The sequence below is a fragment of the Pseudomonas sp. 28 E 9 genome (assembly GCF_900004785.1).
GTDB lineage: Bacteria > Pseudomonadota > Gammaproteobacteria > Pseudomonadales > Pseudomonadaceae > Aquipseudomonas > Aquipseudomonas orientalis_A.
Window position 1 is genome coordinate 5,688 of sequence record NZ_CVTK01000048.1, and the last position, 10,149, is coordinate 15,836.

Below are 10,149 nucleotides of genomic sequence, written 5' to 3' on the forward strand. Positions count from 1 at the left end.
GCCGTTACCGCAGAAACGGATATGTACTCGATCTGATCCAACATCCTGGTCGGTCCTGAGGCCGCCATCGGGGGCAAGCCCCCTCCCACATTTGCTGTCCATGTCTCAGCTGCCCATATTTTCCGAGGTGACAATGTGCGGCGCAATATGCACCCGATGCCGCATTGCATCGAACCCCTCGCCGCTCTGCAATTGCACCAGCAACTCCACCAACGCCACCGCCGTCTGGCGCGGTTGCGAATCCATCACCACATCGATCAACCCGCGGCTCAGCGCCTGGCGCGACAACTCGGTGGACTCCTGCAGGATGCAGCACAACGCCGGGCGCTTGGGCAGTTGCGCCAGGGCGTTGATCACGCCGTCACCGCCACCGCCCACCACGCACAACCCGCGCAGGTCAGTGTGGCGGCTGAGCAGGTCGAGGGTGGCCTCTTCGGTGATGTCGCAGTTGTCCAGATTGATCAGCGGTTCCAGCGGCTTGAGCCCCGGCGCGTGTTCGGCCAGGTAGCTGTGCAACCCTTCGACCCGCGCCTGGTGGCCGAGAAAGCGATGGCCCCCCAGCAGAATGCCCACGCTGCCCTTGCGCGCACCGCACGTGCGCGCCAGCAGCCAGCCCATGGTGCGTCCGACGACGTGATTGTCCTGGCCCACATACGGTTCCCGGGCTTGCTCATGAATATCCGAAAGCAATGCCACCACCGGCACGCCGGCCTCGCGGATTTGCGCAAGGCAGGCATTGATCAGCGGATGGGCGAAGCTGACCACCGCCAGGGCGTCGCACTGCACGGCCAACTGCTCGATCTGCGCGACGATGGCGCTGGGTGTGCGGTCATTGATGTAGTCGAACTGGCAGGTCAGGTTGGCCGTGGCGTGATGCTGCGCCGCGTCGCCGATGGACTGGGCCAGGTTGGCATAGAACGCCTGGGCGGTGCCCAGCAGGAGAATGCCGAAGCGGTAGGTCGGGCGCCGTTCGCGAATGCGCTGGCCGATCAGCCGCGCGGCAAAATAACCCACGGCTTCGGCGGCCTGGAACACCTGTTCGGCGGTTTGTGGATTGACCGGTGCGCGGGCGTTCAACACGCGGTCGACGGTGGCCACACTGAGGCCGGCATGGGCGGCGACCGTGGCGATGGTCGGGCGTTTATGGTTGGTCATGGCGAGCCCCTTGAGCGTCTTGATAGAAAACTATCAAGCCCCGCTGGGCCTGGATGATAGCTTGATAGGGAATGGATTCAAGGCCTTGAGGGTGATTTAGCCGCGCTCTATGGTTGGTTTCGCAAAGCACCTGAAACCCTACGCTTGCGGAGAACAATAACAATGCCTGAATACACCGCTCACCGCGCCCGGCGCGACTACAGCCTGACCGGCCCCGAGGCCGCCCGCGCCGCCGAAAAAGGCCTGGTCTCGGCGCGCTGGTACCAGTCGCCGGTCCCGCGCAAACGCATGAAGGAACTGATGCAGCGCCGCGACCGCCCGGCGCTGGTCGACACGGCCATCTGGTTCGCGGCGTTGTTCGCAACCGGCTTTGGCGGCTACTGGTTCTGGGGCTCCTGGGCCTGCGTGCCATTCTTCCTGGCCTATGGCGTGCTCTACGGCACCGCCTCCAACCCGCGCTGGCACGAAACCGGCCATGGCACGGCGTTCAAGACCCGCTGGATGAATGACGCGCTGTACCAGGTGGCGAGCTTCATGTGCATTTTCGAGCCCCACGTGTGGCGCTGGAGCCATGCCCGGCATCACACCGACACCATCGTCGTCGGCCGCGACCCGGAGATCGTCGAGCCGCGCCCGCCGAGCTTTTTGATGATGTTCCTGAGCCTGTTCAATCTGCCCCTGGCGTGGAAGACCTTCAGTGGCGTGGCGCGCCATGCCATCGGCCGGATGAGTGCCCAGGAACGGGATTTCATCCCCGAATCCGAATGGCCCAAAGTGTTTCGCGCCGCGCGCATCTGGGTAGGCCTCTATGGGCTGGTCATCGGCAGCGCCTTGTACCTTCACAGCTGGCTGCCGCTGATGCTGGTGGGCTTGCCGAGCATCTATGGCGCCTGGCTCGGCTACCTGTTCGGCCTTACCCAGCACGTGGGCCTGGCCGAAGACGTGCTCGACCACCGCAGCAACTGCCGCACCATCTACATGAACCGCGTGCTGCGCTTTATCTACATGAACATGAACTACCACCTCGAGCACCACATGTACCCGATGGTGCCGTTCCACGCACTGGCGCAATTGCACGAAGAGATCCGTCGAGACTGCCCGCCGCCTTACGCCAATCTGTGGGAGGCCTACAAGGAGATCCTCCCGACGGTCTGGAAGCAGCGCAGCGACCCGACCTATTTCGTCCAGCGTCCGATCCGACGGCAGCCTGAATCAGCCCCTGCCTCCGTGCACGCAGAAGTCTCTGCCGGCTGAAGTTCGTTTCCTTTTAATAAGAGATAAAAACCATGAACGATCAATGGATCGACGTCTGCGCCGTGGGCGACATAGACGAAGAGGACGTGCTGCGCTTCGACCATGGGGCGCACACCTATGCGGTATTTCGCTCGGCCGAGAATGAGTTTTTCGCCACCGCCGGCCTGTGCACCCATGAAAAAATCCACCTGGCCGACGGCCTGGTCATGGACCATGTGATCGAATGCCCCAAGCACAATGGGCGCTTCGACTACCGCTCCGGCAAGGCCCTGGGCGCGCCGGTGTGCGTCAATCTGCAAACCTACCCGGTACGGGTCGAAGCGGGGCGGGTGCTGCTCGCCGTCACGGCGTGATGATGGACGCGCCCCTGATTATCGTCGGCGCCGGCCATGCCGGTGGCCGTGCGGCGTTGACCCTGCGCGAAGAGGGTTACAGCGGTCGGCTGATCCTGATCGGCGACGAACCCCACGTGCCCTACGAACGACCGCCCCTGTCCAAGGGCCTGTTGCAAGGCAGTCAGGACCTGGCCGGCTGCAGCCTGTGCGACGGCGCGCGCCTGGCCGAGCTGGGTATCGAGCATCTGGCGGGCAATGCGGTCAGTCGGCTGGCGCCGTTGCAGCATCGGCTGCAGCTGGCCGATGGCCAGTGGCTGCCCTACCGCGGATTGCTGCTGGCCACCGGCGGCCGGGCGCGGCGTCTGCCGCAGGCGCAGTCCAACGTGCTGTACCTGCGCACCCATGACGAAGCCCTGGCCCTGCGCGAGCAGTTACGCCCCGGCACTCGGCTGGTGGTTATCGGCGGCGGCTTTATCGGCCTGGAAGTGGCGGCGACCGCGCGCGGCCTGGGCTGTACGGTCACGCTGCTCGAAGCCGGCCCGCGCCTGGCGGGCCGGGTATTGCCCGCAATTATCAGTGACGCGCTGCTGGCGTTGCACCGCGAGCAAGGCGTGGACGTGCGCGTGAATGTCGCCGTGGCGTCCATCGAGGCCGACGCTGTACGCCTGGTGGATGGGCACACGCTGCCGTGCGACCTGGTGGTGGTCGGCATCGGCATGCAACCCAATATCGAACTGGCTGCGGCGGCCGGGCTGGACGTGGGGCAGGGCATTCGTGTCGACGCGCAGTTACGCACCAGCGCGGCGAATATCTACGCGGCAGGGGACGTCTGCGAGTTCCGTCTTGGCGGGCTTTACCAGCGCCAGGAAACCTGGCGCAACGCCGAGGCTCAGGGGCGGCATGCCGCCTTGAATCTGCTCGGCCGGGGATTACCTTTCGAGGCCGTGCCGGGTTTCTGGTCCGACCAGTACGACTGGGGCTTGCAGACGGTCGGTGTGATGACGCCGAGCGTGGTCAGCCGGCCCTTGCCCGATGGCGGCCTGCTGCTGTTCTATCTGGATGACAACGGGCTGTTGCAGGGCGCCTGCGGTTGGGCGCCGGGCAACCGCGTGGCCAGGGACATCAAGCTGTGCGAACGCCTGATCGCCGCCCGTGTGCCGTTGTCATCGGCTGCCCTGGCGGATCCGGGTGTTTCTCTCAAACAATGGCTGCGAGGCTGATATGCGCCAATTGCTGGTATTTCAATCCTTATGGGCGATGCAAACCGAACCCGGCCCGCTCGAGGCGCAACTGGATCGCATCGCCGCCGCCGGTTTCGATGGCGTCACCGACCATTATTGGCAGGCCGACGCAGTTGCACGCCTGCACGCAGCCACCGCTGCGCGCGGCTTGCAAATCGAAGGGCAACTGTTCCCGCAGACGGTGGACGACCTGGCGCGTGCGTTGGAGGTGATCGACCGTTATGGCTGTCACCACCTGACCCTGCAAGCCGACGTGCGTCCGCGTACCCAGGCCGAGGCGGGCCGGTTGATCGAAGGCTGGCAACGCCTGGCCGAGCAAGTGGATTTCCCGATCCTGCTGGAAACCCACCGTTATCGCCTGACCAGTGATCTGTTGTTCACCCTCGACCTGCTGGCGCAAATGCCTGACTTGAAACTGCTGGCCGATCTGTCCCACTACGTGGTCGGGCGCGAATTGCCCGAGCCCGGCGACGCCGATGACGATGAGCACATACGTACCATCCTGCGCCGTAGCTGGGGCTTTCATGGTCGCGTGGCCAGCAGTGAACAGGTGCAGGTGGCGCTGGATTTCCCGCAGCATCAGCCGTGGGTAGAGCGATTTACCGGATGGTGGCGCTACGGGATCGAGGACTGGCTGGCCCGCCCCGAGACGCCGCGAAGCCTGTCGTTCACCTGCGAACTCGGCCCGCCGCCTTACGCGATCACCGGCGCGGACGGCCGAGAGCTCAGTGATCGCTGGGCCGAGGCGCTGAAGCTCAAGGCGCTGATTCGCCAGGTGTGGGACCACTCACTGGCGACAACGTAGCATCAGGCCAGCAACCCGGTGCTGACCGCCACGATCAAAAACACCCCCAGCAGCGCGCGGTAGATCACGAACGGCCAGGTGGAGAAGCGTTCCAGAAACTTCATCAGGCCCCAGATGGCGAAGAACGCCGAAATGCTCGCCACCACCAGGCCGAAGATCAAATGCGGCCAGGCATGGGCGGGCATGTCGGCGTGCAGCAGCACCCACAGTTCTTTCAAGCCGGCCAGGGCAATGGCGGGCAGGCCCAGCAGGAACGAGAACCGTGCGGCTTCTTCGCGTTTGAAGTTCAGGAACAGTGCTGCGGTCAGGGTCGAGCCCGAACGCGATACGCCGGGGATCAATGCGCCAATCTGCGCGACTCCGACGATCAGCGCATCGCGCAAACGCATCTGGCTCACGTCGCGGGTGTGGCGGGCGCGCAATTCAGCCGCTGCCAGCAACACCGCCATCACCACACAGGCAATCCCGATCACCATCAGCCCGCGCAGTGGCGAGTTGCAGCTATTCAAGGTCGAGGACAGCGCCAGGCCGGCGATGCAGATCGGGATCGTCGCCAGCACAATCGCCACTGCCAGCTTGAACCAGCGGTCGTTGTAGTCACCCCGGCGTACGGCACTGATGCTGCCGGTGGTCACTTGCTGCACATCGCGCCAGAAATAGCTCACCACCGCCGCCAGCGCCGCCAACTGCATCGCTGCGGAAAACGCCGAGCCCGGGTCTTGCCAGCCGAGCAGGGCGGGTACTACGCGCATATGGGCGGTGGATGACACCGGCAGCAGCTCGGTAATGCCCTGGATCACCCCCAGGATGAAAATCTGCAGGTAATCCAGGGAGGCGAACCCCACATCCAGGCCGGCGGAGCAGACGTTAGTCAAAATACAAGTCCTTGAAAAAAGGGATAACCGGCGAAGTTTATTCTAAATGTTTCAGGATTTCGGCCTGGACGGTCGCTATCTGCAATCGGTTCAGCCAATAGAAAGGTTGGGCAATGTATTGGCGCTGGCCAGCGCTTTTGTGAACAATGGCGCCCTGCGTTTTTTCACTGAGAGCCCCATGCCTGAAACCACCGTTGAATTGATCCAGACCGGCCCCGAACACGCCGAGCTGATCCGCAATCTCTACCAGTACTACGCGTATGAGTCTTCGGACTGGGAACAGGAAGACGTCGAGGCCGATGGCCGTTTCTACATCCACGACGAGCACCTGACCCGCTATTGGCAAGACCCGCAGTGGAGCGCCAATCTGTTACTGGTGGACGGTTATATCGCCGGCTTCCTGCTGATCGAAGGCAGCGAATTGCCGGGCATCGACGCCCTGGAACTGGCCGACCTGTTCATCCTCAAGCGCTACCGCCGCAAAGGCATCGGCCGCGCCATCGCCACCCAGGTGCTGTGCAGCGGCGAGGACAACTGGCTGGTGCGTTTTTTTGATCAGGACGAAGTGTCCCAGGCGTTCTGGCGCACGGTGCTGGATAACCTGCCACGTCCGGTGCAGACCCTGGAGCTGGACGATGAGCCGCACCTGATGAGCTACCTGATTACCCACGCTTCACTGCATTGACCGATTACTGGCCCCGCCCGCAGAGCACCTGCTGCATCGCCTGCGGCGGTTGCCCGAACGCCCTGAGAAACGCCTGGCGCATGCGCTCGCGATCACCGAACCCGGTTTCGCGGGCTACGACTTCGACCGGGTGGCGACTGGTTTCCATCATGGCCCGTGCCGCTTCCACGCGCAGGGCTTCGATGGCCTTGGCCGGCGTCTGCCCGGTTTCTTCGCGAAACACCCGGCTGAACTGGCGCGGGCTGAGGCGGGCGACCTCGGCCAGGGCGTCCACCGACAGGTCGTGGGTGAGGTTTTCCCTGGCATAGGCCAGGGCCAGTTGCACACGATCGGACTTGGGGTCCAGTTCGAGCAGGGCTGACAGTTGCGATTGTTCACTGCCGCGCCGCTGCGCGATCACCAACTTGCGGGCGATGCGCCGGGCCAGGTCACTGCCCAGGTCGTTCTCCACCATCGCCAGTGCCAGGTCGACCCCGGCGCTCATGCCGGCGCCGGTCCAAACCTGGCCGTCCACCACGAATAACTTGTCGTCTTCCAGGCGAATGTGCGGGTAGCGCTTGCGAAACGCCGGCGCGTGGATCCAGTGGGTGGTGGTGCGCTTGCCGTCGAGCAAGCCGGCTTCGGCCAGCACGAAAATGCCCATGCACAGCGAGGCCACGCGGCGCGATTGCGCCGAAGCCGCCTTGACCATCTCCAGCAGATTGGCTTCCGGCAGGCGAAACTCCAGGTAGCCGCTGACGATCAGCGTGTCATAGCCCTCGGGACGTATCGCCGTGGTGTTTACCGAAAACCCCTGGGACGTCATGACGGCGCCGCCGCTTTCCGACACCAGATGAAAGGCATAGGCCGGCTCACCCCGCAGCAGGTTGGCGCACTCGAACACCGAGCCCAGGCTGAGGCTCAGGGACTGGAAGTTCGGGTAAACCATCAGCGCAACGCTGTGCATCGTCATTCTCCAAGGGGCGCGGGAGGGAGGATTGTCGGCGCGTGCCGGGTAAACGGCAACTGCCGGTGGCGAATGTCCGGAATCCTTGCGGATATGACATTGTGAGCCTGCGCCCCGGTCCCTAACATTGCCCCAACGAACTAGACGACTGGTCTAATCGCAAGGGGCCAAGCATGCACAGCCAAACCAGAAGCGCACGGCAGACCATTCTTGACAGTGCACAAGCGATTGTCGGCACCAAGGGATTTTCTGCGGTGGGGTTGAACGAAATCCTGCAAGCCGCCGAGGTGCCCAAGGGCTCGTTTTATCACTACTTCACCTCCAAGGATGCGTTCGGGGTGGTGCTGCTCGATACCTACTTCGATCACTACATCGAGGGCATGCAGCAGCTGTTCAGCCAGCCGGGCGCGTCACACTACGCCAGGCTGATGCGCTACTGGCAGGGCTGGATCGACAACCACACCGGCTGCACCGACGCCGGCAAATGCCTTGCCGTCAAACTCGGCGCCGAGGTGTCAGACCTTTCAGAGCCGATGCGCCTGGCATTGCAGCGCGGCACGTCACGCACCATCGAGTTGCTCGCCACGGCGTTGCAGCATGGCGTGCAAGACGGCTCGCTGATGCTCGAGCAACCTGCCGAAAGCCTGGCCCGACGCCTGTACGCGTTGTGGCTGGGGACCAGCGTCATGGGCAAGATCACCCGTACCACCGCGCCGTTCGATGAGGCGCTGGGCCTGACCCGACAGTTGTTGGGCCACCCCGAAAACCCTGCTATTCACCACGATCGAGGCACTGGAACATGAAAGTATTAATGGTACTGACCTCTCACGACCAACTGGGCGATACCGGCCGCAAGACCGGCTTCTGGCTCGAAGAGTTTGCCGCTCCCTATTACGCGTTCAAGGACGCCGGTGCCGAGGTGGTGCTGGCATCGCCTGCCGGTGGCCAGCCGCCGCTGGACCCGGTCAGCGATCAGCCCGATGCCCAGACCGAACAGACCCATCGCTTCAACGCCGACCCTGCCGCGCAGCAGGCCCTTGCCACTACGGTGAAATTGGACGCGGTCAACGCCGATGACTTCGACACCGTGTTCTACCCGGGCGGCCACGGCCCGCTGTGGGACCTGGCCGAGTCGCCGGTGTCCATTGCGCTGATCGAGTCGTTCGAGCGTGCCGGCAAGCCTGTCGGGTTGGTCTGCCATGCACCGGGCGCCTTGCGTCACGTCAAGGCGGTCAACGGCGAGCCCTTGGTCAAGGGCCGTCGCGTCACGGGGTTTTCCAACTCGGAAGAAGCCGCCGTGGGCCTGACTGACGTCGTGCCGTTCCTGGTGGAAGATGAATTCAAGAAACTGGGCGGCAAGTATGAGAAGGGCGCCGATTGGCAGTCGTTCGTGATTGTCGATGGTCTGCTGGTGACGGGGCAGAACCCCGGCAGCTCCAGTGAAGTGGCCAAGGCCCTGTTGAACCTCACCGCTTAACTTAACCCCACCGACTTAACCCCACCGATTGATGCATGTGGCGGCTCGCAAGAGCCGCCAGTGTTTTCGTTCGTCCTGAATTTGGAATATCCCCATGGCTCATCCGTTGAACACCCCCGTAAAACTGGGGCTTCACACCCTGAACAACCGCATTGTGTTGCCGCCCCTGACCCGCCAGCGCAGCGCGCAACCGGGCGATATCGCCACCGACTTGATGGCCCGGTACTACCGTCAACGCGCCAGCGCCGGGTTCATGGTCAGCGAGGGCACCCAGATCGAGCCTCGCGGCCAGGGTTACGCGTGGACGCCGGGGATCTACACGCCGGCGCAGATCGACGGCTGGCGCAAGGTCACCGAGGCGGTGCATGCCGAGGGCGGCGTGATCTTCGCCCAGCTGTGGCATGTGGGCCGCGTGTCCCACAATGCCTTGCAACCCGACGGCGCCGCACCGGTCGCACCCTCGGCCATCCAGGCCCTGCAGGCCAAGGCCTTTATCGAAACGGCGCCGGGTGCCGGCGAGCTCAAACAACCACCGGTACCCCGCGCCCTGACGGTGCTGGAGATCGAGGAACTGGTCGGCCACTACGCACAGGCGGCGCGCAATGCCCTGGACGCCGGCTTCGACGGGGTGGAGATTCATTCGGCCAACGGTTACCTGGTCAACCAGTTCATCTCGGCCCATTCCAACCACCGCGATGATGAATACGGTGGCACGCTGGACAATCGCCTGCGCTTTTTGCGCGAAATCGTCGAAGCCGTGTGCCGCGTAGTCGGCCCTGAGCGCGTCGGCGTGCGCTTTTCGCCGTTGTTCAGTGGCACCGATCAGGAGCGTGTCTACATCGGCCTGGTGGAAGAAGACCCGCACCACACCTACATCGAAGCGATCAAGGTGCTGGAGCAGTCGGGTATCGCCTATGTCTCCATCGCCGAAGCCGACTGGGACAATGCTCCCGACCTGCCGGACAGCTTCCGCCAGGCCGTGCGCAGCACCTTCAGTGGACGCATCATCTATGCCGGCCGCTACACCGCCGAGCGTGGTGCAACACTGGTGGACGGCGGGCTGGCGGACCTGATTGCATTCGGCCGGCCGTTCATTGCCAACCCGGACCTGCCGCAGCGGATCTTCAATGGCTGGCCGTTGAATGCGTTGAAGGCTGAGGGGTTGTATGGCGGGACTGAGGCGGGGTATGTCGATTATCCGGAATATGTTCAACCAGGCTGAGTTCGACAGCTACCCTGTGGCGAGGGAGCTAACGGGTATCTGCCTGACGCTCCGGGGTCCAAATGTGGGAGGGGGCTTGCCCCCGATGGCGGCCTCTGGGCCGACCAGGATGTTGGATTGGACCGAGTACATATCCGTTGCTGCGGTAACGGCT

General features: G+C 63.7%; 11 protein-coding genes. 8 read left to right on the forward strand and 3 right to left on the reverse strand.

Annotated elements, in window-relative coordinates:
- Positions 1-105 precede the first annotated feature (105 nt).
- Positions 106-1,155 carry a LacI family DNA-binding transcriptional regulator gene (locus BFQ00_RS15950; protein WP_065934074.1) on the reverse strand — a complete coding sequence of 350 codons (1,050 nt, stop codon included), beginning with the start codon at positions 1,153-1,155 and terminating at the stop codon, positions 106-108.
- A 162-nt stretch (positions 1,156-1,317) separates the two neighbouring features.
- Between BFQ00_RS15950 and BFQ00_RS15955 the strand changes: the two genes are divergently transcribed.
- From BFQ00_RS15955 to BFQ00_RS15970, 4 genes are read left to right on the forward strand one after another with little or no spacing between them, the layout of a single operon-like run.
- Positions 1,318-2,409: a fatty acid desaturase family protein gene (locus tag BFQ00_RS15955; protein ID WP_065934075.1), complete on the forward strand. Its 1,092-nt coding sequence runs from the start codon at positions 1,318-1,320 to the stop codon at positions 2,407-2,409.
- A gap of 32 nt (positions 2,410-2,441) precedes the next feature.
- The gene (locus BFQ00_RS15960; protein ID WP_057721995.1) at positions 2,442-2,762 is read left to right on the forward strand and encodes a MocE family 2Fe-2S type ferredoxin; all 321 of its coding nucleotides are present in this window, start codon (positions 2,442-2,444) and stop codon (positions 2,760-2,762) included.
- A gap of 2 nt (positions 2,763-2,764) precedes the next feature.
- The gene (locus BFQ00_RS15965) at positions 2,765-3,964 is read left to right on the forward strand and encodes an NAD(P)/FAD-dependent oxidoreductase (protein WP_065934076.1); all 1,200 of its coding nucleotides are present in this window, start codon (positions 2,765-2,767) and stop codon (positions 3,962-3,964) included.
- A 1-nt stretch (position 3,965) separates the two neighbouring features.
- Complete coding sequence (locus tag BFQ00_RS15970; RefSeq protein ID WP_065934077.1) at positions 3,966-4,790, forward strand: sugar phosphate isomerase/epimerase family protein; 825 nt, start codon at positions 3,966-3,968, stop codon at positions 4,788-4,790.
- A gap of 2 nt (positions 4,791-4,792) precedes the next feature.
- Here BFQ00_RS15970 and BFQ00_RS15975 read toward each other — a convergent pair whose 3' ends face one another.
- Positions 4,793-5,665 carry an undecaprenyl-diphosphate phosphatase gene (locus tag BFQ00_RS15975; protein ID WP_065884742.1) on the reverse strand — a complete coding sequence of 291 codons (873 nt, stop codon included), beginning with the start codon at positions 5,663-5,665 and terminating at the stop codon, positions 4,793-4,795.
- Between the two features lie 46 nt (positions 5,666-5,711).
- On the opposite strand from BFQ00_RS15975, the gene BFQ00_RS15980 reads away from it, so the two are divergent.
- Entirely contained in the window at positions 5,712-6,350 is a 639-nt protein-coding gene (locus BFQ00_RS15980; RefSeq protein ID WP_065934078.1) for a GNAT family N-acetyltransferase, read from the forward strand.
- A 4-nt stretch (positions 6,351-6,354) separates the two neighbouring features.
- Here BFQ00_RS15980 and BFQ00_RS15985 read toward each other — a convergent pair whose 3' ends face one another.
- On the reverse strand, positions 6,355-7,296 hold the full coding sequence (locus tag BFQ00_RS15985; protein WP_065884740.1) for a GlxA family transcriptional regulator: 942 nt from the start codon (positions 7,294-7,296) through the stop codon (positions 6,355-6,357).
- Positions 7,297-7,469: 173 nt separating this feature from the next.
- Here BFQ00_RS15985 and BFQ00_RS15990 point away from each other — a divergent pair, with 173 nt between their 5' ends.
- From BFQ00_RS15990 to BFQ00_RS16000, 3 genes are all read left to right on the forward strand, one after another.
- Positions 7,470-8,099, forward strand: coding sequence for a TetR/AcrR family transcriptional regulator (locus BFQ00_RS15990; protein WP_065934079.1), 630 nt, complete (start codon positions 7,470-7,472; stop codon positions 8,097-8,099).
- Positions 8,096-8,773: a type 1 glutamine amidotransferase domain-containing protein gene (locus BFQ00_RS15995; RefSeq protein WP_065884738.1), complete on the forward strand. Its 678-nt coding sequence runs from the start codon at positions 8,096-8,098 to the stop codon at positions 8,771-8,773. Before BFQ00_RS15990 ends, BFQ00_RS15995 begins: the two co-directional genes overlap by 4 nt.
- 94 nt (positions 8,774-8,867) lie before the next feature.
- Positions 8,868-9,995 (forward strand): alkene reductase, encoded by a 1,128-nt coding sequence (locus BFQ00_RS16000; RefSeq protein ID WP_065934080.1) that lies wholly within the window; start codon positions 8,868-8,870, stop codon positions 9,993-9,995.
- The last annotated feature ends 154 nt before the right edge of the window (positions 9,996-10,149 follow it).